The organism is Azospirillum sp. TSO5 (assembly GCF_003116065.1).
GTDB lineage: Bacteria > Pseudomonadota > Alphaproteobacteria > Azospirillales > Azospirillaceae > Azospirillum.
This window is the reverse complement of sequence record NZ_LGQY01000067.1, coordinates 1-23,054: the sequence shown is the minus strand read 5'-3', so window position 1 is coordinate 23,054 and position 23,054 is coordinate 1. Positions and strand designations below refer to the sequence as shown.

Annotated in this window: 18 protein-coding genes and 1 pseudogene; 12 read left to right on the top strand and 7 right to left on the bottom strand. The window is 67.9% G+C overall.

Annotated features, from left to right (window positions below; genetic code table 11):
• Window positions 1-10 precede the first annotated feature (10 nt).
• Together TSO5_RS18355 and TSO5_RS18350 are read left to right on the top strand one after the other, a co-directional pair.
• Window positions 11-1,678: an iron ABC transporter permease gene (locus TSO5_RS18355; RefSeq protein WP_109152903.1), complete on the top strand. Its 1,668-nt coding sequence runs from the start codon at window positions 11-13 to the stop codon at window positions 1,676-1,678.
• Complete coding sequence (locus TSO5_RS18350) at window positions 1,671-2,723, top strand: ABC transporter ATP-binding protein (RefSeq protein WP_109152902.1); 1,053 nt, start codon at window positions 1,671-1,673, stop codon at window positions 2,721-2,723. The genes TSO5_RS18355 and TSO5_RS18350 overlap by 8 nt, the downstream gene beginning before the upstream one ends.
• A 142-nt stretch (window positions 2,724-2,865) precedes the next feature.
• Here the strand turns inward: TSO5_RS18350 and TSO5_RS18345 are convergent, their stop codons facing one another.
• Together TSO5_RS18345 and TSO5_RS18340 are read right to left on the bottom strand one after the other, a co-directional pair.
• Window positions 2,866-3,585: a metallophosphoesterase gene (locus TSO5_RS18345; RefSeq protein WP_109152901.1), complete on the bottom strand. Its 720-nt coding sequence runs from the start codon at window positions 3,583-3,585 to the stop codon at window positions 2,866-2,868.
• On the bottom strand, window positions 3,578-4,363 hold the full coding sequence (locus TSO5_RS18340; RefSeq protein WP_109152900.1) for a nucleotidyltransferase: 786 nt from the start codon (window positions 4,361-4,363) through the stop codon (window positions 3,578-3,580). The genes TSO5_RS18345 and TSO5_RS18340 overlap by 8 nt, the downstream gene beginning before the upstream one ends.
• A gap of 195 nt (window positions 4,364-4,558) precedes the next feature.
• Between TSO5_RS18340 and TSO5_RS18335 the strand changes: the two genes are divergently transcribed.
• Both TSO5_RS18335 and TSO5_RS18330 read left to right on the top strand, forming a co-directional pair.
• Entirely contained in the window at window positions 4,559-6,166 is a 1,608-nt protein-coding gene (locus tag TSO5_RS18335) for a glycosyltransferase (RefSeq protein WP_109152899.1), read from the top strand.
• Window positions 6,167-6,230: 64 nt separating this feature from the next.
• The gene (locus tag TSO5_RS18330; RefSeq protein WP_109152898.1) at window positions 6,231-6,902 is read left to right on the top strand and encodes a hypothetical protein; all 672 of its coding nucleotides are present in this window, start codon (window positions 6,231-6,233) and stop codon (window positions 6,900-6,902) included.
• A gap of 89 nt (window positions 6,903-6,991) precedes the next feature.
• Here TSO5_RS18330 and TSO5_RS18325 read toward each other — a convergent pair whose 3' ends face one another.
• Window positions 6,992-8,206: an alpha-hydroxy acid oxidase gene (locus TSO5_RS18325; protein ID WP_282183518.1), complete on the bottom strand. Its 1,215-nt coding sequence runs from the start codon at window positions 8,204-8,206 to the stop codon at window positions 6,992-6,994.
• Between the two features lie 134 nt (window positions 8,207-8,340).
• Window positions 8,341-8,532: a hypothetical protein gene (locus TSO5_RS18320; protein WP_109152897.1), complete on the bottom strand. Its 192-nt coding sequence runs from the start codon at window positions 8,530-8,532 to the stop codon at window positions 8,341-8,343.
• A gap of 223 nt (window positions 8,533-8,755) precedes the next feature.
• Between TSO5_RS18320 and TSO5_RS18315 the strand changes: the two genes are divergently transcribed.
• The gene (locus tag TSO5_RS18315) at window positions 8,756-10,114 is read left to right on the top strand and encodes a nitrate regulatory protein (RefSeq protein WP_109152896.1); all 1,359 of its coding nucleotides are present in this window, start codon (window positions 8,756-8,758) and stop codon (window positions 10,112-10,114) included.
• A 5-nt stretch (window positions 10,115-10,119) separates the two neighbouring features.
• On the opposite strand, the gene TSO5_RS18310 is transcribed toward TSO5_RS18315, so the two are convergent.
• From TSO5_RS18310 to galE, 3 genes are read right to left on the bottom strand one after another with little or no spacing between them, the layout of a single operon-like run.
• Window positions 10,120-11,346, bottom strand: a complete 1,227-nt coding sequence (locus TSO5_RS18310; protein WP_109152895.1) for a DUF2336 domain-containing protein — start codon at window positions 11,344-11,346, stop codon at window positions 10,120-10,122.
• A 13-nt stretch (window positions 11,347-11,359) separates the two neighbouring features.
• A complete protein-coding gene (locus TSO5_RS18305; protein ID WP_109152894.1) occupies window positions 11,360-11,929 on the bottom strand; it encodes a winged helix DNA-binding protein in 570 nt (189 codons plus the stop codon).
• A gap of 39 nt (window positions 11,930-11,968) precedes the next feature.
• Complete coding sequence (gene galE / locus TSO5_RS18300; protein WP_109152893.1) at window positions 11,969-12,982, bottom strand: UDP-glucose 4-epimerase GalE; 1,014 nt, start codon at window positions 12,980-12,982, stop codon at window positions 11,969-11,971.
• Between the two features lie 539 nt (window positions 12,983-13,521).
• On the opposite strand from galE, the gene TSO5_RS18295 reads away from it, so the two are divergent.
• The 7 genes and pseudogenes from TSO5_RS18295 to TSO5_RS18265 all read left to right on the top strand — a co-directional run.
• On the top strand, window positions 13,522-15,246 hold the full coding sequence (locus TSO5_RS18295; RefSeq protein ID WP_109152892.1) for a type I secretion system permease/ATPase: 1,725 nt from the start codon (window positions 13,522-13,524) through the stop codon (window positions 15,244-15,246).
• Entirely contained in the window at window positions 15,243-16,598 is a 1,356-nt protein-coding gene (locus tag TSO5_RS18290; protein ID WP_109152891.1) for an HlyD family type I secretion periplasmic adaptor subunit, read from the top strand. The genes TSO5_RS18295 and TSO5_RS18290 overlap by 4 nt, the downstream gene beginning before the upstream one ends.
• 537 nt (window positions 16,599-17,135) lie before the next feature.
• On the top strand, window positions 17,136-17,954 hold the full coding sequence (locus tag TSO5_RS18285) for a calcium-binding protein (protein ID WP_109152890.1): 819 nt from the start codon (window positions 17,136-17,138) through the stop codon (window positions 17,952-17,954).
• A gap of 140 nt (window positions 17,955-18,094) precedes the next feature.
• A complete protein-coding gene (locus TSO5_RS18280) occupies window positions 18,095-20,386 on the top strand; it encodes a glycosyltransferase (protein WP_109152889.1) in 2,292 nt (763 codons plus the stop codon).
• On the top strand, window positions 20,383-21,210 hold the full coding sequence (locus TSO5_RS18275) for a class I SAM-dependent methyltransferase (RefSeq protein ID WP_109152888.1): 828 nt from the start codon (window positions 20,383-20,385) through the stop codon (window positions 21,208-21,210). Before TSO5_RS18280 ends, TSO5_RS18275 begins: the two co-directional genes overlap by 4 nt.
• Window positions 21,207-22,610, top strand: a complete 1,404-nt coding sequence (locus tag TSO5_RS18270; RefSeq protein ID WP_247870815.1) for a glycosyltransferase family 4 protein — start codon at window positions 21,207-21,209, stop codon at window positions 22,608-22,610. Before TSO5_RS18275 ends, TSO5_RS18270 begins: the two co-directional genes overlap by 4 nt.
• A pseudogene (locus tag TSO5_RS18265) lies at window positions 22,607-23,054 on the top strand (hypothetical protein); the annotation flags it as partial. The gene TSO5_RS18270 and the pseudogene TSO5_RS18265, both read left to right, overlap by 4 nt.

Sequence of the window (23,054 nt, the reverse complement as noted above, 5' to 3'; positions counted from 1 at the left end):
AAATCCCCCCATGAACCGCGCGACGCGCATCGCGGTGATCGTCGCCATGGCGATTGCCGTGCTGGCCCCGATCGGCCTGGTCGTCTACCAGAGCTTCCTCGACGGGCCGTTCTTCCAGCCCAAGATCTCCTTCACGCTCAGCGCCTACGAGTTCGTTCTGGACGACGAGGATTTCTTCGACGCCCTCTACAACTCGTGCATCATCGCCTTCGGCATGACCGCCATCGCGGTGCCGGTCGGCGCTCTGCTCGCTTTCCTGATGACCCGCACCGACCTGCCGGGCCGCCGCTGGATCGAGCCGGTGATCCTGGTGCCGATGTTCGTGTCGTCGGTGGTGCTGGCCTTCGGCTTCGTGGTCAGCCTCGGCCCGGCCGGCTTCGTCACGCTGTGGTTCAAAAGCACCTTCGGCTATGTCCCCTGGTATCTCTATTCCAAGTGGATGCTGATCGTCATCGCCGGCCTGACCCACGTCCCGCACATCTTCCTCTACACCTCATCGGCCCTGCGCAGCCTCGGCTCCGACGTGGAGGAAGCGGCACGGATGACCGGCGCCGGCCCGCTGCGCACGGCGATGACCGTCAGCCTGCCGATGGTGATGCCGAACATCCTCTATTCGGCGGTGCTGGTCTTCTTCCTGGGCTTCGAGCTGTTCGGCCTGCCGCTGGTGCTGGGCGACCCCGAAGGCATCCTGGTTCTCGCCACCTACCTCTATAAGCTGACCAACAAGCTCGGCACCCCGTCCTACCAGCTGATGGCGGTGGTCGTGGTGGCGATCATCTGCATCGCCCTGCCGCTGGTCGCCCTGCAGCGCTTCCTGCTGCGCGCCGCCAACCGCTACGTCTCGGTGAAGGGCAAGGCCGCGGCGCAGAAGCCGGTGTCGATCGGCGTCTGGCGCTGGCCGGCCGTGGCGATGATCACCGCGTGGCTTCTGTTCACCGTCGTCGTGCCGCTGAGCGGCCTCGTGCTCCGCGCCTTCGTGTCGAGCTGGGGCGAGGGCGTCAACCTGCTGGACGTGCTGACGCTGGACCATTTCCGCGAACTGATGGAGTTCCCCAACCTGACCCGCGGCATCGTCAACACGCTGCTGATCGCGTCGGTCGGCGGGGCGCTGTCGGTCGGCGTCTACACCGTCCTCAACCTCGCCGCCCACCGCTGGCCGTCGGGCTGGACCCGGCTGATGGACTATCTGGTGCTGCTGCCGCGCGCCATGCCGGGCCTCGTCGCCGGTCTGGCGATCTTCTGGGTCTTCCTGTTCACGCCCTTCCTGGCCCCGCTGCGCCAGACCATGATCGCCATCTGGGTCGCCTACACGCTGGTCTGGCTCGCCTACGGCATGCGTCTGGTCAGCGGCGCGCTGCTGCAGATCGGCCCCGAGCTTGAGGAGGCCGGCCGCATCGTCGGCGCCAGCCCCGGCCGGGTGTCGCGCGACCTGACGATCCCGCTGATCAAGGTCGGCCTGTTCTCCAGCTGGCTGCTGATCTTCGTCACCTTCATGCGCGAATACTCGACCGGCGTCTATCTGCTGGCCCCCGGAACCGAAGTGATCGGCTCGCTGCTGGTCTCGCTGTGGGGCACCGGCGCCGTCGATCTCGTCACCGCGCTGTCCACCATCAACATCGCGATGATCGGCGGCGGCCTGCTGCTGATGTCGCTCTTCGGGAAACGCTCCCATGGCTAAGCTCATCATCGACGACCTGCACCTGTCCTATGGCAACACCGAGATCCTGAAGGGCATCACCGCCACCTTCGCCCAGGGCGAGATCGTCGCCCTGCTCGGCCGGTCGGGCAGCGGCAAGACCACGCTGCTGCGCTCCATCGCCGGGCTGGAGGAGCCGAAGCGCGGCGTCATCTCCATCGGCGACCAGCCGGTCTTCGACGCCGCTGCCGGCCTGAACGTACCGTCGGAAAAGCGCGGCCTCGGTCTGGTCTTCCAGTCCTACGCGCTGTGGCCGCACAAGACGGTGTTCGAGAACGTCGCCTACGGCCTGCGCCTGCGCAACGTGCCGAAGGCCGACCTCCAGCAGCGCGTCGCATCCGTGCTGGACGGCGTCGGCCTCGGCCATCTCGGCGAGCGCTACCCGCACCAGATGTCGGGCGGCCAGCAGCAGCGCGTCGCCTTGGCCCGCGCCCTCGTCTACAACCCGCCGGTCATCCTCCTCGACGAGCCGCTGTCGAACCTCGACGCCAAGCTGCGGGAGGAGGCGCGCATCTGGATCCGCAGCCTGATCAAGCGGATGAACCTGACCGCCGTCTTCGTCACCCACGACCAGATCGAGGCGATGGCGATCGCCGATCGCATCGTCCTGCTCGACGGTGGCCGCATCGTCCAGGCCGGCACCCCCGAACAGCTCTACACCGAACCGGTCAGCCTGTTCGCGTCGGAGTTCATGGGCGTCAACAACCAGATCCTGAGCCGCGTGCAGGACAAGCGCGGCGGCTACGCCCGCATCGACCTGTCCGGCATTCCCCTGTGGGGCAAGGACCGCGCCGGCAAGTCCGTGTCGGACGAGGCGACCGGCGTCATCCGCCTGGAGCAGGTCGAGGTGGTGGACGGAGACGGCGAGAACCGAGTCCCGGCGGAACTGGAGACTTCGGTCTATCTCGGCAGCCACTGGGAGCATGTCTTCCGCTGCGGCGACCAGACGTTGCGCGCGTTCGGGCGGCCATTGGCGGCCGGCACCCACTGGCTGCACCTGCCGCCGGAGCAGCTTTGGGTGTTTTGAGGACTGGACCTCTGCCGCTCCCGGATCCCCTCTCCCCCCGGGGAGAGGGTTAGGGTGAGGGGGACGCACCTGCCGAACGTTTTCGGCTACGCCGAACCCCCTCATCCCGACCTTCTCCCCAGGGGGGAGAAGGAGATCCCCCTCAAACCTCAATCAACGCATAAGGCCGCCCCGTCTCCTTCGGAATCGTCTGCGCCACATTGTACACCGGCGTCCCCCGCAGCGTTTTCCCGGTATAGCTCCCGTGATGCGCATGCCCATGCGCCACCGCCCGCACATTGTCGAAGCGGTCGATGGTCTCCGCCAGCCGCGACGATCCCAGGAACGGGAAAATCTCCGTTGGCTCCCCCTCCACCGTCGCGGCGATGGGGGCATAGTGCAGCACGACGAACACCCGCTCGGTGTCCAGCTGCCGCAAGGCGCTCTCCAGCCGCATCGCCTCGTTCACCGCCTCGTGGACGAACTGCTTGATCGCCGGCTCGCCGAAGCTGTCGAGCATCCGGTTGCCGAAGCCGCCGCCGAAGCCCTTCACCCCGGCGAAGCCCACCCCGCCGATCTCCTGCGGCGCGCCGTCCAGGAATCGGACCCCGGCCTGGGCCAAGATATGCTCGATCTCCTCCAGATGGCCGCACTCATGATCATGGTTGCCGAACACCGCGACCACCGGGATGCCGATGGAGCGCAGGGCGTCGGCCAGGATCTCCGCCTCGCGCGGCTTGCCGTGGTTGGTCAGGTCGCCGCACAGCGCCAGCACGTCGGCCTTGCCGGCGATCTCCTGGAACAGCTCGCGATAGGGATATTGCGTGGTCTCGCCGACATGGATGTCGCCGATGGCGGCGACGGTCAGCCTGCGCTCATCCATTCCCACTCTCCTTCAGGCTCTCCTTGGTGCCCTCCTCCCCGACCACGTCGGCGAAGCCCCACTGGGTGACGTCGATCAGGTAATCCTCGCGGGAGAACAGCCGGCCCCGGCAGATGCGGGTCTGGGCGACCGGCAGCTTGGCGCGCTCCTGCATCCGTTCCAGCAGCTCCGCCACCAGCCAGTCGGGGATGCGGTCGCGCTCGGTCGGATAGATGAACCGGAAGTTCAGCAGGTGGATCAGCAGCACTTCCCAATACTGCTCCATGTGGGCGAGCAGCCGTTTCCAGTCGATCTTGTCATGCTGTTTCAAAATCATGTGGGCCACGTCCGGCCCGTCGTACTTGTGGCGCATCTGGACGAAGGATTTGGAGAAGATCATCTCCGTCGGCGCCACCAGCCGCACGTCGGCGCCGCAGATCACCGCGCGGTGTTCCTCCTTGAACCAGCGGTCGTTGACCGGGTTGATGGCGACGGCGGAATTGAAGATGACGTCGAAGAACAGCTCGCCATGCTTGACCTTGCCGATCCAGCGTTCGTCCTCGATCTCCGTTTCGAAGCCATGGTCCTGGAAATGGGAGAGGATGCGCGGGAAATCGCCGCCGCAACAGAAGACGTCGATGTCCTTGGTCGGCCGGTTGATACCGGTATAGGCGCTGACCGCGTATGTCCCGCCCAGCAGGAACGGGATGCCCGACTGGATCAGCAGCTTCAGGCTCTCGGTATAGAAGGCCTCTGCCTCCGCGGTGACGGTGGCGCTGCCCTCACGGAGTTCGCTCATGGACCCACTCCCCATTGCACCGGCTTTACGCGCCGGCGCGGCACGTTGCCCCGGTACAACAGGGCAGGGCGGGGAGTGTTGCGGGAAAGGCGTTTGCGGCTCCCCCGCGGCGCCCGGCCGCATGTCAGACTCTCCTTGCCGCGCGCCGGGTAATTTGATCTGGTGCGGCCGGGTGGCCTTACCGGGGGTTGAGCCATGGAGCTGTCGGCAGGAAATTCCGCGGATGCCGTTGCCGCGCTCTGCCGCGCCATGCTGCGGCCGGTCGAAAGCGCGTCCGCATTGCGGGAGATCGAGGCATCGCTGGATCGTCTCCGCCTTGCCCCGCCGGACGAGCGCGCCGCTTGCGCCTTGCAGGTGGGCCGCGTCACCCGCAATGCCGATCCGGTCCTGCGTCTGTCGGCCATGGCCGCGATCACCGGCGCCCTGCGCCACTATGACGAACTGCTCGACCTGATAGACGCGGAGTTCGAGTGCCCGGATCTCGACCGGTTGCTTCACATCTATTGCTGCATGGGCCGCCAGCTTTTCCTGATGCGCATGGACGGGGCGAGCCGGCCCGGCTTCTTCGAGGAACGGCTGTTTCCATACTACACCCGCCTGGTCGTGGCGATCCGCGACGGGCTCGGCGTCGCGCCGCGGCCCCGCCCGGCGGGCAATCCGGCCACCGGGCGGGTCGTGCTGGTGACCAACCAGTTTCTTTCCCTGCGTCACCAGCCATCGCGCGACCTGCTGTCCTATGCCACGGTTCTGGAGGAACGCTGCGGCCGGGAGGTGGTGATCCTCAACACCAACATCATGCCCGCCGACATCCACAGCCTGTTCGTGCCGTCCTTCGCGTCCTCCGTGGAGCCGGCCTTCGATGGCAAGCAGGTGATCGAGGCGGACGGTCGCAACTTCCGAATGCTGTCCTCGACCGCCCGCGGGCTGAGCCGGGAAAAGATCGACTGGTTCCTGCGCGCGGTCGAATGGCACGACCCGGACGTGGTGGTGTCGCTGGGCGGATCGGTTATCATCGCCGACTTGCTGGCTGCGGCGCGACCGACCCTGTGCATCCCCACCACCAGCGGAGCCATCCCCTCGCTGGCCGACATCGTGCTGGATTTCGGCGGTGGCGGCCGACCGGCAAGCGGTCCGCTCGCGGCTTCCTGGCGGCCCTTCCGCTTTCTGCATTCACTGATCGGTGCGCCGGAACCGGACAGGCCGGCAGCCCCCTCCAAGGCGGTAAGCCGGGCCGGCCACGGTCTGCCGGACGATGCCTTCCTCTGTCTGGTTATCGGCAACCGGCTGGACGAGGAGGCCGACGGCGCCTTCCTCGCGATGCTGGAATCCCTCATCGACCGTGTTCCCCGGGGGGCGGTGGCGTTCGCCGGTGAAGCGGCAGCGATTCCTGAGCGCCTGCAAGGGTCACGACATGCCGGACGCCTGTTCCACCTGGGCTATGTGACCGACATGGCGGGTTTGATGCAAACGGCGGACGCCTATGTGAATCCGCGGCGCACCGGCGGCGGAGCGAGCGCCGCCGAGGCGCTGGCCGCCGGCGTGGTCCCGGTTTCGCTGCCGGTCGGCGACGTGTCGGCGGTCATCGGCCCCCGGTTCGTCGTGCCCGATTACGCCGCCGCCGTGGACCGGCTTGCCCTGCTGGCCAACGATCCGGCCGCCTTCGCCGAGGCGGCGGCCGAAGCGCGGTCCCGGAGCGCCGGGCGTAGCGACCCGGCCGAGGCCGCGGCGGCGCTGTCCCGCTATCTGGACGAAGCGGTCGACTTGCATGGGCGCGGCGGCATGGACGAGCGGATTTGCAAATAATCCTATAAATCAGACCATATACCTATAATCTCCGACGGAATCTCTCATTCCGCGGAGTCTCGCCATGCCCGTCGATCCCCGTACGCTGAAAGACGATCATTTCCCCTGCTGGGCCGAAGAACCACCGGTTCCTGCCGATGGTTCTCTGGTCCCCGGCTCGCAGTTCCACGAGGAGCAATGGGTGATGGCCGCCGGCATGCTGGCGCGCGGCAGCAGCTTCCTCAACGTCGCCCGCGCCATGGGCTGCAGCCGGACCACGCTGTGGCGCGCCTATTACGGCTCCAAGGATTTCCGCATCCGCGTCTGGTGGGAGCGTGAAGCCCTGAACCGCGAGGCCGAACTGCGCCTGTCCTCGCTGCGCGCCCTGGTGGCCGAGCAGATCGAACGGCTGGTCTCCGCCGGCGATCCCTCCACCGTGCGCTGGCTGGCCGAACGCCTCGGCCTCTTCGCCGGTCTCGATACTCCCAGGGATCGTCCCGACGCCAAGCCGCAAGCCCCCAGGCCCGAAGACCCGCCCGCCGTCACCGTCCCCGAACTCGATGATGACATCCCCGGTGCATTGCGCGAGCGCACGCCGCCCGATCCGCGGGCCGTCGCCGCGATCCTCGCCCGCCCGGAATCCGAAGGCCCGAAGGGCGTCTATCCCTGGACCGTCAACCCCGACGATCCCTATCCCAATCTCCCGCCCTTTCCGCGGCTGCGCGGCGGGTCGGGGCCTTTCACCCGCCGCCCCTGATTCCGGAGGTCCTGACATCAGCGGGTTGGAACAGCACCGGGAAAACGTTCCACGCCGTTCCACCCCACCGCAGCCACCAGCCGCCCCGGTCAAACCCCGAAGTGCGGCTTCCCTGCCAGGATGTTGGAGGTCACGTCCTTGATGTCGCGCAGGCCGCACATGGCCATGGTCACGTCCATCTCCTTGCGAATGATCTCCAGGCATTGGGCCACGCCGGCCTCGCCGCCGGCGCCCAGCCCATAGAGGAAGGCGCGGCCGATGAAGGTGCCCTTGGCGCCCAGCGCCAGAGCCTTGACCACGTCCTGGCCGGAGCGGATGCCGCCGTCCATCAGCACCTCGATGCGGTCGCCAACCGCCTCGACGATGGCCGGCAGCGCCGCGATCGAGGAAATCGCGCCGTCCAGCTGCCGACCGCCATGGTTGGAGACGATCAGCGCGTCGGCACCGGTCTCCGCCGCCATCACCGCGTCTTCCGGATCGAGGATGCCCTTCAGGATCAGCTTGCCGCCCCAGCGGTCGCGGATGCGGCGCACGTCGTCCCAATTCAGAGTCGGGTCGAACTGCTCCGCCGTCCAGGAGGACAGCGACGACAGGTTGCTGACGCCGGTGGCGTGGCCGACGATGTTGCGGAAGGTGCGGCGATGAGTGCGCAGCATGTTGATCGACCAGCGCGGCTTGGTCGCCATGTCCAGGATGTTGCCGATGGTCAGCTTCGGCGGGGTGGACAGCCCGTTCTTGATGTCCTTGTGGCGCTGGCCGAGGATCTGCAGATCCAGCGTCAGCACCAGCGCCGAGCATCCCGCCGCCTTGGCCCGGTCGATCAGCTTGTCGATGAAGGCACGGTCGCGCATGACGTAGAGCTGAAACCAGAAGGGCTTGTCGGTGTTCTCCGCCACGTCCTCGATGGAACAGATGCTCATGGTGGACAGGGTGAAGGGCACGCCGGCCTTGGCGGCTGCGCGGGCGGCCAGGATCTCGCCGTCGGCATGCTGCATGCCGGTCAGGCCGGTCGGGGCCAGCGCCACCGGCATCGCCACCGGCTGGCCGACCATTGTGCTGGCCAGCGTCCGGTTGGTCATGTCCACCGCCACGCGCTGGCGCAGCTTGATCCGGCCGAAGTCGGACTCGTTGGCGCGGTAGGTCGACTCGGTGTAGGAGCCGGAATCCGCGTAATCGTAGAACATCCGCGGCACGCGCCATTCCGCCAGCTGCCGCAGATCCTCGATGCAGGTGACGGGCCGGTCGGTGAACAGGTTCGCCCAGCGCGACGGCGGCCGCGACGAAGGCATGCGAACGGAGGTCATGGGGCGTGTCTCGAACGGTTGCGCGTGAAACGGAAGGGGGTGGATTTGGCCATTCCCTCCTCGCACCGTCAAGCCATGGCTGCGGCAACGCTGCCCTTTGCCCGGTTCACGCGTTCCGGTTCACGCGTTTCGGTTCAGCGCGCCGGCTTGGACTTGCGCTTCGGCTTGGCGTGCCCGGACTTGGGCGGCGTCATCATGGCCTTGAGCATCGCCGATTGGGCCGTCGCCTGGTTGCGCCTGGCCGCCGACATCGCCGCGGCGGTCCACATGCCGGTGGCGCGGTTGGCCCAGGAGAGCCACGCGCTCATGAACGGGTTCTTGGTCATCGTGGGAGCGACTCCGAAACGGGGATACTCTCTTCCCAACAGCGCCGAATGCCTCGATGTTGCGCTGCACATCTTCGCGCCAACCGTCCGCCCATTTTTCCGGCAACGCCTCCGGGATCTCGCGCAAAAGCCGCATTCCCGGCCGATCCGCGGGCGCGTTCAAGCTGGCATATCCATTGCGTATGGACCCGTGGGGCAGGGCGATGTCGGGGGAACGGGCCGTATGGATATGGAGCAGCAGAGTCGGGAAAGCGGGGCCGAAAGCAGGACCAGCGCCGCCGCGACGCGATTTCTTCGTGCCGCCAAGCTGTGCCGCATCCGCGACGTCGAACAGCTTCTGGTGGTCAGCGCCCTGGTCCGGGATCTCAGCGCCCTCATCCACGCTCTGCAGAAGGAACGCGGCGCCTCCTCCATCTATCTGGGCTCCAGCGGCAGCCGCTTCGCCGACGACCGCGCCCGCTGGCAGTCCGACGCCAAGGCGCTGGAGGCGGTGCTGCGCGACCGGCTGGATCTGGTGGACGAACAGCTCGACCGCCTCAGTTCCGGCGCGCAGTTCTACAGCCGCGTCGCCATCGCGCTCCACGCGCTGGACGGTCTGCCGGGCTTACGCGGTCAGGTGTCGTCGCTGGCGCTGGTGCCGCAGGATTCGGTGAAGGCCTTCACCGACATCATCGGCCATCTGCTGTCCGTGGTGTTCGAGGCGGCCGACATCGCCGCCGACCCGGCGATCTCCCGCGCCCTGGTCGCCCTGTTCAACATCGTTCAGGGCAAGGAATTCGCCGGTCAGGAGCGGGCGACCGCCAGCGCCGGCTTCTCGCGCGGGCGCTTCGACGGGGCGGAGCATGCCCGCCTCGCCCAGCTGATTGACGCGCAGAACCGAGCCTTCCGCATCTTCGCGGAGTTCGCCGAACCCGCCCACACCGCCGCCGTCCGCACCGCGCTCGCCGACCCGGCGGTGGCGGCGGTGGAGCGGATGCGCGCGGTGGCGCTCGCCGACGATGCCCGCCATGGCGAGCTGTCGGGCATCACGCCGGAGGTCTGGTTCGAACGCTCCACCCGCCGCATGGATCTGCTGAAGACGGTGGAGGACCGGCTGACCGAGGATCTCCGCCGCCTGTGCGAGGCGAAGCTGGCCCAGGCCCGCGCCGATCTGGAACAGGCGGACGGGCGCGCGCCGGACGCGGTGATGCCGGTCGCCATGGTGCTGGTCGATGCCGATCCCGGCTTCTCGGGACTGAATGGGGCAGGGCAGGACGCCTCCGGTCTCTACGCCCCCGACGGGCTGCGGCCGAAGCTGATGCGCTCGGTCCTCGATGTCGTCCAGGCGCAGTCCCAGCGCCTGCGCGACGTCAGCCTGGAACTGGAGACGGCCAAGGCGGCGCTCAACGAGCGCAAGGTGATCGACCGCGCCAAGGGCCTGCTGATGTCCACCCGCAACCTGTCGGAGGAGGAGGCCTACAAGCTGATCCGCAAGACGGCGATGAACCAGAACAAGCGCATCATCGAGGTGGCGGAGGCCATCCTCAGCATGTCCGACATCCTCCGCGGCGTCACGGCGGCAGGAGGGGCCGCGGGCGGATGACCTGATTACTGCACCGTCCGCACCGGCGAGAAGGGCAGCCCCGCCTGATCCAACGCCCGGTCGATCACCTCGTCCGATTTCTGGTCGAACAGCTGCAGCAGCAGGTCGTCAACCATCCAGTCGTTGGTGGGCGTGCAGGCGGTGAACAGCTCGCTGATGACCTCCGCCTGGAAATCCTCTCGCCGGCTCTCCTCGCCCTCATACTCGATGCGCTTGGCGACGCCGACCGCGACCTGGAACGGGTGGGTCAGGCCGGGAGCGACGGTCGCCTTCTTCATCAGCGCCGCCATGCCCAGCTCGCCATCATCCCAGGCCAGCCGGCGGGCATTCTCCTGCGGGATGCCGGCGCGCAGCGCCATGCCGGCGACGAACAGCTCCAGGTCGCCGGCGCACAGCGAGCGGAACAGCAGGACCGGAGTCAACCGGCGATTCGTGTGCAGCCACTGGATCACCGCGTCGATGTCCTCCGCCCCGCGCAGCACCGGGCGCAGCATGCGCATGGTCGCCGCCTCCCGCCCGCGCTCCACCAGCCGTTCGACCAGCTCGCGCGACAGGCCGTGCGCCTGCATCAGCGTGGTGCGCATGCTGTCGGACACGAAGGCGACCACCCGCTCGACCATCGCCAGCGACAGGCCGGGCCGGGTCGCCGCCGCCTCGCTGACCATGCGGACTCGGCCGAAGCGGTCGAGCGCGCGGCTCATCGCGCTGTCGGGCACCTCGGCGCCGTCGTTGCGCAGCAGCGCGGTCACCGCGATCACGTTGCCGCGCTCGGCGATCGCGCCGGAGACACGGGCCGACACCTTGGACCGGCTGGCGACCGCCACATGCTTGCCGGCATCGGGATCGGACAGCACGTCCAGCAGCAGGTCGTCGGTCAGGCCGGCGGCGTCGCGCAGGATGGGGAAGGCCACCCGGCCGACATCGCGCACCAGCCGCTCCGCCAGATCCTCGGTCAGCAGCGGGCTGTTGCGCAGCTGCCAGGCCACCGCCTCGCGCACCGCCACCTGGGCGTCGCCGGCGAAGCAATGCACCACCTCGATCGCCAGCGACCGTTCGGCCGGGCTCAGCGCGCCCGCCTCCAGGTCGTGGAACAGCTTGTTCATCGTCTCGATCCGCGTTTCCGCGTTCGGCGAGACGAGCAGCCGCTCCACGTCCTTGGACGACAGACCGTTGGGGTGGGGGGTGTCGGGGTGGGCGGCGGCGTGTGGCATCATGGCACCCGGCTGCGGCATCGGAGGAAGACCTTCAATCGAAATCGAGGCAGGAATAGCGGACCATGTCGCCCCACAACCGGTCGAGCCGGCGGAGCGTGCGGTAGCTGGCCTTCAGGTCGCGGACCTCGGTCTCGTTGCGCACCAGCGCCTCGGCCTGCGCCTGTTCCATCCGCCGCAGCCCCTCCCACAGCTCCCGCCCCTTGTCGGTCAGCTGCAGGCGGGCGGTGCGGCGGTCGCGCTGGTTGGCGGCCCGGTTGATGTATCCGGCGTCGACCAGGATCTTCAGGCTGTAGGACGCGTTGGAGCCCAGGTAATAGCCACGCTCCATCAGGTCGCGGACCGACAGCTCGTCCTCGCCGATCAGCATGATCATCAGCGCCTGCACTGGCCCGATGTCCTCGATGCCCTGCTTGGACAGCCCGACACGGACGACGTCGAGATAGCGGCGGTGCATCCGCTCGATCAGGCGCGCCATGCCGTGGAAGTCGGCGAGGTCGAGAGCCTCGCCGGGCTTGCCGCCGCTCCGGTCTGCGGAGCTGTCGTCCGGACCCGGTTCGGGCGCGTCGTCATCGTCCCAGTTCAGGTTGCTCATCGCGTCCATGATCCCGGCTCTACCATTGCCGTCGTCCTTCCTACTGACTCACTCCGCCGCGGCGGCAAGGCCGCGGAAGCCGTTGGGATGTGCGCTGCGCCACGCCCAGGCGCTGCCGATGATGCTGTCCAGCTCCGGGAAGCGCGGCTGCCAGCCGAGGTCGCGGCGGATGCGCTCCGACGAGGCGATCAGCACCGGCAGGTCGCCGGGGCGGCGCGGGCCGACCTTCACCGGGACCGTCCGGCCGGTAATGCGCTCCACCGACGCGATCACCTCGCGCACGCTGTAGCCGGTGCCGTTGCCGAGGTTGTAGCGGACCGACCGCTCGTCCAGCGCGTCCAGCACCCGCAGATGGGCGTCGGCCAGATCGCAGACATGGATATAGTCGCGGATGCAGGTTCCGTCGCGGGTATCATAGTCGTCGCCGAAGATCTCGATGTGCGAGCGCTTGCCGGTGGCGGCGTCCATCACCAGCGGGATCAGATGCGTCTCCGGGCTGTGATCCTCGCCGAGCTGCCCGTTCGGATGGGCGCCGGCGGCGTTGAAGTAGCGCAGGCAGGCGGAGCGCAGACCATGGCAGCGGTCGGCCCAATACAGGGCGCGCTCGATCATGAACTTCGATTCGCCATAGGGGCTGCCGGGGTCGATCGCCTCATCCTCGTCGATCGGGATCCGCTTGGGCGAGCCGAACAGGTTGGCGGTGGAGGAGAAGACCAGCTTCATCACCCCCGCCTTCACCGCGGCGCGGATCAGGTTCAGCGAGGTGACGGTGTTGCCGTGCAGATAGGCGTGCGGGTCGCGCATCGATTCGCCGACCACCGACAGAGCCGCGAAGTGGAACACCGCATCGAAGCGCCACTGCCCGAACACGCGGGCCAGCGCCGCCTCGTCGGCCAGATCGGCCTGGACGAAGGTCGCTTCCGCCGGAACGGCGGCGGCATGGCCCTGGCGCAGATTGTCGAACACCACGACCCGGTGGCCGCGGTCGAGAAGCTCCGCCACGCAGTGGCTGCCGACATAGCCGGCGCCGCCGGTAACGAGAATGGTTTTCGAGGTCGTCATGGAGCGTGGGTTTCCTTGAACCGGTCTTTGGGCCGCAGCCTGAAACGGGCGGCCGGCATGGTGGAAGGAAAGCGGGGGGCGGTGCAGGGCAGGCCGGATTGGGGGATCACGGCGCCTTGCGCAAATTCATCGCGTCGCAGCATGCACGATGTCGGCTGCGTCTGACCAGATGGCTGCAAAAACCGCCACCAACGGCCTAAGACCTTCGGTGAAGCGCTGCTTTACCGTTTTCTATCAAGGGCTTACAGAGGAGAGGATACCCCTTTTTCGACCGCTGGAAAGGAGTGGAGGCCGAAACTTGTCACACGTCCCTAAAATGTCTCTGGTGTAGAGCTTAAGCGTGCCAAGTCCGCCGACGCCTCCCCCCGCGTCAGGATCTGTCCATCCATAGGCGACCGCCCGTTCACGGGACCGTTCGCATCCGGCATCCCCCCAGCCGGCTTCCTGTCCCGCGTGTCGTCGCCGCCGGCAGCTTTTTGTGTTTTCCCGATTTCAAGCGCCGCGCGAGCCGGCGAGTCCTCCATCAGGAAGGATCGAAGATGAGTTCCGTGGATCGGCCCCTGCTGACCCAAGCCTACCGGAAGATCGGACAGGGCCTGTTGCTGGCCGGCGTCCTCAGCCTGTTCGTGAACGTCCTGATGCTGGTGCTGCCGCTTTTCACCATGCAGGTCTACGACCGGGTGATGAGCAGCCGCAGCCTGGAAACGCTGACGATGCTGGCGATCATCGCGGTGGGGGCGCTGGCGCTGTACGGCGTGCTGGACTTCATCCGCGCCCGCGCCTTCCTGGTGACCAGCGCCGTGATCGCGCACCGCTTCAACGTCCCGGCGCTGGAGGCCTCCATCGTCGACGCGCTGTCGGGGGGCCCGCGCAATGCGGCGCAGACCATGCGCGACCTGAACGACCTGCGCAGCTTCATGACCAGCAGCGCCGTGACCGCCCCGCTGGAACTGGCCTGGGCGCCGATCTTCCTGGCGATCCTGTTCCTGCTGCACCCGGTCTATGGCGTGCTCGCCATCATCTCGGCGTTGGTGCTGCTGGTGATGGGCGTGCTCACCGACATGCTGACCCGCCGGCCGATGGCCCAGGCGAACGAGGCCTCGGCCCGCGTCTTCGCCGACATCGCCGGCACGGTCCGCCATGCCGAAGCCATCGAGGCGATGGGCATGCTGCCGGCCCTGGCCCGGCGCTGGCAGGCGGCGCAGAGCGGATCGGCCGGGATGATCGACCGCGGCGCCACCCTGTCGCGGGGGCTCGCCGCGTCCTCCCGCTCGCTGCGGATGATCCTGCAGGTCGGCGTGATCGCCGCCGGTGCCACGCTGGTGATCGACAATCTGGTGACCCCCGGCAGCATGATGGCCGCCGGCCTCATCACCGGCCGGCTGCTGCATCCCTTCGAACAGCTGGTGGACGGCTGGCGCCAGTGGGTGAAGGCGCTGGAGGCGCACCGCCGCATCCGCGACCTGCTGAACAACGGCGCTTCGGCCCGCTCCACCATGCCGCTGCCGCAACCCACCGGCTCGCTGACCGTCGACCGCGTCAGCCATGTGCCGGCCGGGCTGAACCGCCCAGTGCTGCGCAACGTCTCCTTCGCGATCGAGGCGGGGGAGGTGCTGGGCGTCATCGGCCCGTCGGGCGCCGGCAAATCGACGCTGGCCCGCCTGCTGGTCGGCGTCTGGCAGCCGACGGCCGGCGGCATCTATCTGGACGGCACCAGCACCTATCTGTGGGAGCGCGAGAGCTTCGGCAAATATGTCGGCTACGTGCCGCAGTCGGTCGCCCTGCTGGACGGCACCATCGGCGAGAACATCGCCCGCATGGCCAGCGCCGATCCGGCGGAGATCGTCCGCGCCGCCCGGCTGGCGGGGGTGCACGAGATGATCGGCCGCTTGCCTTTCGGCTACGACACGCCGGTGGGCGACAGCGCCTTTTCCCTGTCCGGCGGCCAGCGGCAGCGCATCGCACTGGCCCGCGCCCTGTTCGGCCGTCCGCGCCTGCTGGTGCTGGACGAGCCCAACTCCAACCTCGACCATGAGGGCGAGCAGGCCCTGCTGAACGCCGTCCATAAGGTGAAGGCCGACGGCACGACGGTGGTGATGATCGCCCACCGCCCCTCCATCGTCGCCATCGCCGACAAGCTGGTGGTGATGAAGGAGGGCGCTGTCGAGCATTTCGGCGCCCGCAGCGACGTCCTGAAACTGGTGCAGCCGGGCGGCGTACCCGCCGGCGTGACCCGCCTCGTCCGCAGCGGAGAACAGCGATGACCGGCGATACACCCCTTCTGTCGTCCCAGCCCGTCTGGACCGCCACCATCGACATGGCGCCGGTCGAACCGTCGCTGCGCGGCACCGCGCTGGCGGGTGCTCTGGCTGTGCTGGTCGGATTCGGCGGCTTCCTGACCTGGGGCTTCACCGCCAGCCTGGACAGCGCCGCCCTTGCCGCCGGCACGGTGATGGTGGAAAGCCACCGCAAGACCGTTTCCCATCTGGAGGGCGGCATTCTGCGCGACCTACTGGTCAAGGACGGCGACCTCGTGCAGGCCGGCCAGGTGCTGCTGCGGATGGACTCCACACAAAGCCAGGCCGTGGTCGCGCAGTTGCAGGGACAGTATTGGACCGCGCTGGCGAAGTTGGGACGTTTGCGCGCTGAACAGTCGGACGCGCCGAATCCTCTATTCGCCGAGGAACTGGTGAAGGTCGCCCGCGACAATCCGGTGGCGGCCGAGGCGATGTCTGTGGAGGAGCGGCTGTTCCGGTCCCGCCATGACAGCTACGAGGCCCAGCTGGGAATCCAGCGCAAACAAATCTCACAGCTGCGCGACGAGATCGTGGCTCTGGAGTCCCAGCGCGTCGCCACCGCCGACCGGCTGCGCTACACCCAGGACGAGTTGCGGGTGGTGCAGGGCCTGCTGGCGAAGGGATACGAGCGCCGGCCACGGATGCTGGAGCTTCAGCGGAACGTCGCCGACTCCGAAGGCCGGCTGGGTGAGCTGATGGCGAACAAGTCCAAGGCGGAGCAGGCCATCGCCGCCGCCGAGCTGACCATGATCAACATCGGCAACACCCGCCGGTCGGAGGTCTCGACCGACCTGCAGGCGGCCCAGGCCAGCGTTTCCGACCTGTCGGAACGGTTGCGCAGCGCCGATGACGTGCTGCTGCGCCAGGCGGTCACCGCACCGCAGGCCGGGCGCGTGACCGGTCTGAAATTCTTCACCCCAGGCGGCGTGATCCCCACCGGTGCCGGCATCCTCGATATCGTGCCGCAGGACGACGCCATGATCGTGGAGGCGCGCGTCTCCCCGCACGACGTTCAGAATGTGGAGGTCGGCAGCAAGGCCATGGTGAAGCTGACCGGCTATCGGCAGCGCGCCGTGCCGCCGGTCGCCGGGCAGGTGGTTTCGCTGTCGGCCGACCAGTTGGAGGACGAGCGCACCGGCGCCTATTACTTCGCGGCGCGGATCAGCATGGATGCGGCGGAGCTGAAGGCCCTGCCGAATGTCGAGCTGCATCCCGGCATGCCGGCTGAAGTGATGATCCACGGCCACGCTCGCCGTGCCATCGATTATTTCCTGACACCGCTGACCGACGGCCTGCAGAGGGCCTTCCGCGAGCGGTAAGCGGAACCGCCATCCCCCCGGCCCTCCCCCGTTCGGGCCGGTGTGGGCTGGGGTCCTTGCTTGGGTGTCCGTCCCCTGCAAGCGGCCCCGTGGAAGGGCCGGCGTCCCCCACGCCGGCCCTTTTGCACATCCGCGAATGGGACGACGCATCAGGCGACAATGCGTCCTTGGCTTCTGTGGCTTTGTTTGGACCAAGCGGATTTGAAAACCATCCTTTAACGAAAATGGATCTTGGTTGGCGCAGACACAGGTCCGGGGCCTTTTTGGAGTCAGAATGAGGGATAGACCATCATTTTTTAAAACGTAAACTGCTTAGAAATTCGATGCAAATCAGACTAACTGTCTTTTTGAAAATATCGACAATGCATTCTACTGGAAGAATTCGTTGTCTTGACTCAACTTTCTCTTCCATGTGCCCGAGTTTTATCACACTATCCCCTCGATAGATTTGGTTACACCGAAAGGCGAGCTCAGCCTTTTGAGCGAGGCCGAAAGACGGCCCAACAATCCCAATCACATCGCAAGGAGACACCTACGATGGCTACGGTTCCTGGGGGCAGCTACGACGTGCATGTCGGCACGAATCATGACGATCTGCTGGTTGGCGGGCAGGGGAACGACCTGGTGCTGGGGGGCAACGGGAACGACACTCTGCTCGGCGGCGATGGACATGACGCTCTGTTCGGGGGGAACGGGGCGGACGTGATCCATGGCGGCACCGCCGCGGACGTGCTGCTGGGGGGTAACGGCAACGACATCATCGACGGCGGTTCGGGCGACGACATCATCCTGGGGGGGAATGGTGACGACGTTCTGATCGGCGGCGCCGGTCGTGACGTGCTGGATGGCGGCAACGGCAATGACGTGCTGTCCGGGGGGGACGGCAACGACATTCTGACCGGCGGCAAGGGTGACGACATCCTGTCCGGCGGCGGCCACGACGATATCCTCGACGGCGGCAAGGGCAACGACATCCTGCATGGCGGCACCGGCAACGACGTGCTGTCCGGTGGCGATGGCAACGACGTGCTGTTCGGCGACGACGGCAACGACATCCTCGACGGCGGCAAGGGCAACGACATCCTGTCCGGCGGCGCCGGCCACGATGTCTTCATCTTCTCCGGCGGTGGTGGCCAGGACGTGGTCCTGGACTTCAAGGCCGGCGAGGATGTTCTGCAGATCTCCCGCAACATCAATGGTCTGAAGGTGACCGACGCCGCCGATCTGGCCGCCCGCGTCACCGACCAGCATGGCGACGCCGTGATCGACCTCGGCCATGGCGACAGCATCACGCTGAAGGGTGTCTCCGCTGCGGACATCCACAACCACCCGAACGACTTCTTCGTCATCCACTAACCGGACACTGATCGGACGACGCTTCTTAAGCGACGCCTGAGAAGGACGGACCGGTGGTGTCAAAGCCGCCGCCGGTCCCCCTTTGCCCGAAGTCCGCCTCTACGACTTTCAATTCCATCGACGCTGCCGGAATCCCAATCATGACCGTCATCGCCGTCCTGCCGAATTCGGTGTCGATCGCCCCCGCCCAACGTCTGTCGCTGGGTCGCCGCTTCCTCCTCGTCTCCTGGACGATGGACGGGAAGGCGGACGGCGCGACCGATCCGGTCGGCCCGATCACGCCGAGCGTCGACGGCGAGCCGGTGCGTCCGCCCTTCACCACGCTGACCGTCGAGACCGGCTGGGGCGGGCGGCGTGTTTTGTCGATCCTGCGGGCACCGCGTGACCCGCGGATGCCCATCCATTTCATCGCCAACAATCGCGTGATCGCCGAGCTTCGCACCGAATCCGGCGCCGCCGATCTGGACCCCGCCGGGCTGCTCGGCAGTCTGGACGGTGCGGCCCGGCTGCGGGTGTTGCGCTTCCTGTTCGACTTCGCCTGCTCCACTCCGGCCCTCCGCCGCGATGCCGCCTTCGCAGCATTGTGCCGCCGGCTGGTGCTGGACCGTGCGGCTGAGCCGGCCGATCTGGCGGTCCGCGCGACGGCGGGCGGTGGCCTTCTGCTGTGTGCTGGCGCGCTGTCCGGCCGCTTCGGCGCCATCAGCGGTCTGGTCGTGCTGTCACCGAACGGGGTGGCGCGGGCGCCCTTCGATGCCTGCATCGGTGCCGATCCGGCGGGGAAAGGGCGCATCGCCTTCGACCTGCTGATCGACCGTGGGCTGTGCGCGCCCGGCAACCTGCTGGTGGTGCTGGGCGCCAACGGCGTCGCCTGCCGCCGCTTCCCCGAGGAGCCGGTCGGCCTGCCCACCCTGACCGACCGGTTGAACGCCCGTCCCGACACGCCGGCCACCCTTCGCCATTATCTGTTGACCAGCCTCGCCCAACGCGGTCGCAGCGATGCGTCCGCCGCATCGGCGGTCAGCGAGTTGCAGGCGCTGGCCCCGCTGCCGCGCCGGCAGGCCGCCGACGCCAAACGGCCGATCGGCGCCTCGCTCGACCTCGCGGTTCCCACCTCGGATGGCGGGCTGTTCCTCGCCGGCTGGCTGCATGATCCGCATGGTCTGGCTTCGGAGTTGGTGGTGCGCACCCCCTTCGGCGGCGAACGCCGGGTGGAGCGCTTCGGCAAACGCTTCCCGCGCGAGGATGTGGCCAAGCTCTACGGCAGCACAGGCATCGACCGCAGCGGCTTCGTCCTGTACCTGCCGGGCTCTCCCGAACCGGCGGAGGCGCTTCAGGTGACGGCGGAGCTTCGGTTGGCATCGGGCGGCGCGCTGCGTCTCGTCCCGCCGCCGCGTCCGCGTGCCCATGCCGATGCCCGCGCCGCCGTGCTGGGCAGCCTGCCGCCGCGCTTCGCCACGCCGGAATTGCTGGAGACCGTCATCGCCCCGGCCGTCGCCCCGCTGCACGCCGCCCATCTCGCCAGCCGTGGCGAGCCGGAGCTGGTCGTCTATGGCGAGCGCAAAGCCAAGCCTGCGGTGTCGGTCATCATCCCGCTCTACCGCACGCTGGAATTCCTGCGCTTCCAGATATCCAGCTTCGCCACCGACCCGGCAATGGCCGATGCCGAACTGGTCTTCGTGCTCGACAGCCCGGAGCAGCGCGACGAGGTGGTGCATCTGCTGCGCGGCTTCCATGGCCTCTATGGCCTGCCGATGCTGCTGCTGGTGCAGAGCGCCAATTACGGATACTCCGCCGCCAACAATGCGGGCGTCGCGGTCGCCCGCGGCAACCGTCTGCTGTTCCTGAATTCCGACGTGGTGCCCGACCGCGCCGGCTGGCTGCCGCAGTTGGTCGCGGCGCTGGAGGAGCGTCCCGGCGTCGGCGCCGTCGGGCCGAAGCTGCTGTTCGACGACGACAGCCTTCAGCATGCCGGCCTCTATTTCGACCGCGACCTGCAGGGCGCCTGGTACAACCATCATTACTTCAAGGGCCTGCCGCGCGATTTCGCCGCCGCCTGCCGTCCGCGCTCGGTTCCTGGCGTCACCGGCGCCTGTCTGCTGACCACGCGTGCCGCCTACAGCGCCGCCGGCGGCTTCTGCGAAGACTACATCATCGGCGACTTCGAGGATTCGGACCTGTGCCTGCGCATCCGCGACCAGGGTCTCGACATCCGCTATGCCCCGTCGGTGGAGCTGTACCATCTGGAACGCCGCTCCATCGGCCGGCACCAGGGCTACACCCGCGGGGTCGCCTCCGAATACAACCGCTGGCTCCATGGCCGCCGCTGGGCCGACCGCATGGACGAGCTGATGGCGCGCGACTGGTGCGCCGACGACGAGGTGCGGCCATCGAAGACCAGCCGCACCCGCAAGACAGCACAGGTGACCCGATGAACGCGATCGTACCGACCCCGCAGCTTGCCGTCCTGCGCCGCCAGACCGATCCGCGGCTGGAATGGCTCTGCGCCCAGATCGCGCGCAACCGCTTCCTGCCGGTGCCGCCGCCGGAGCTGCATTTCATCGGCGACGGTGATTTTCGCGCCATCGGGGCGGAGTTCCTGCGCCACTTCGTCCGGCTGGGCGGCCTGCGTCCCGACCACAAGGTTCTGGAGATCGGCTGCGGCGTCGGCCGTATGGCGCTGCCGCTGACCCAGTATCTGGACTCGTCCTACGATGGCATAGACATCGTGCTGGACGGCATCCGTTGGTGCGCGTCGACCATCACCCCGGCCTATCCGGAGTTCCGTTTCCACCATCTCGATGTCGCCAACGGCCTCTACAATCCCGACGGCCGGATCGAGGGGGACACGGCGACGCTGCCCTTCAAGGCGGGTGCTTACGACTTCGTCATCCTGACCTCCGTCATCACCCACCTGCGCACGGCCGACGCCGAGCGCTATGCGGCGGAGATCGCGCGGATGCTGAAGCCGGGCGGGCGCTGCTTCCTCAGCCTGTTCCTGGCCGACGCCACCGCGCGCGCCGGTATCGCCAAGGGCACCGCGCGCCCGCCTTTCCGCGATGCGCCGGGCGTTGAGCTGCTGGCTGATCCCGAGCATCCCAACGCCGCCGTCGCCTATGACGAGGAGTTTTTGCTCGGCCGCTTCGCCGCCCATGGCCTGCGCCCCGCCCGCGCCGTGATGCGCGGCCATTGGAGCGGCCAGCGCGAGGCCGAGAATTTCCAGGACCTGCTGGTTCTGGAGAAGGGGACCGCGCCATGAGCCGCCGCCGCCTTCCATTGGTCCCGGCCAACCAAACGGCGGCCGGTCCTGCCCCGCGCCAGCCGGCGCGTCCGCTGGTGGCTGCCCGGCCGCCGCGGGTGCTGCTGATTGCGCACAATCACCCGAGCCTGCATCCCGGCGGCACCGAGATCTTCGCGCACGAGCTGTTCGGCGGCCTGAAGGCGGCGGGGGCCGAGTGCCTGTTCCTGGCCTGCACCAACGACACCCACCGCGCGCCGCGTCCCGGCACCGGCTTCCAGACGCTGGGACGCAGCGCCGACGAGGTGCTGCTGTGGGCCGGTCACTTCGACCATTTCCATCAAAGCCAGATCGACCTGCATGGGCTGGTCCCCGACCTGTCCAACCTGCTGCGCGCCTTCCGGCCGGACATCGTGCATGTGCATCACACGCTGCTGCTGGGCGTGGAGATGCTGTTCCTGATCCGCCGCGTCTGCCCGGACGCGAAGATCGTCTATACCCTGCACGACTATTACCCGATCTGCGCCAATGACGGCCAGATGGTCACCCCGCCGCGAGGCGAGGGGGAACGCGCGCTTTGCAGCAAGGCATCGCCGGATGCCTGTCACCGCTGCTTCCCCGACCGGCCGGCCGATCAGTTCCTGCTGCGTGAGAAGCACATCAAGGCGATGTTCGGGCTTGTCGACCGCTTCCTGGCGCCCAGCCGCTTCCTGCGCGACCGCTATGTCGCCTGGGGCCTCGACCCCGCCCGGATCGAGGTGATGGCGAACAGCCGTCCCTCGGTGGAGCCGGCCCCGGCCCGCAACCTCGCCCTCGGTGCGGCGCGCGACGCCTTCGCCTATTTCGGCAATCTGAACCCGTTCAAGGGCGTCACAGTGGCGCTGGATGCCGTCGCCCGCATGGCGCGGCAGGGCCTTTCCCCGTCGCTCGCCGTGCATGGCGGCAGCCTGTTTCAGGCGCCGGAGTTCCGCCAGCGGGTTGCCGACGGCTTTGAGGCAACGCGCGGCCTCGCCACCGCCCACGGTCCCTACCGGCCGCAGGAGATGCCGGCGCTGATGGCTGCCGCCGACTGGGTGGTGATGCCGTCGATCTGGTGGGAGAACGCGCCGCTTGTGATCCAAGAGGCCTTCCAGCACCGCCGCCCGGTGATCGTCAGCGGCATCGGCGGCATGGCGGAGGCTGTGCGCGACGGCGTCGACGGCCTGCATGTCCGCCCCAACGACCCCGCCGACCTCGCCCGTGTCATGACCCGCGCGATGACCGAACCCGATCTGTGGGAACGGCTGTCGGCCAACATCCCGGCCGTCCGTCCGACGGAGGAGGCCGCGTCGCTCCACCTCGCGCTCTACGGCGAACTTCTGTCCCCAACATCAGCCAATCTCGCACCCGCCGCTCTTATCCAGGGGAATCGCACCCGATGAAGGACCGCAGCACCAAGGCCGACATCACCGCCGCCGTCCTCTTGGACGAAGACACGCTGATGCTGTTCGGCGCCATCGACCAGCCCCTGCCGGCCGACAGCGTGGTGATGCTGGACGGTATGACCGACGGGCGTTTCCGTGGCGGCTGCTGGACCGACGGGGCGGGGGAGCGCTGGTTCCTGGGCGCCATCCGTGTCACCGGACTGTCCCACATGCGCCCGTCCCGCATCGAGATCGAGGACGCCCAAGGCAAGCATCTGCTGCTGCCCCGCCTGTCCAACGTCCGCACCAACCCGGCCCATCTGGTCGCGGCATTGCGCGAGGTGCAGCCGCAGTCGCTCGGCGTGGCGCTGGACGTCGCCGTGACCCTGCTCTCCGGCCCGGAGATGGGCGAGGGCGAGGCGGGGGGCGGCGACCGCCGCACCCGCCTGCTGTCCGGGCTGG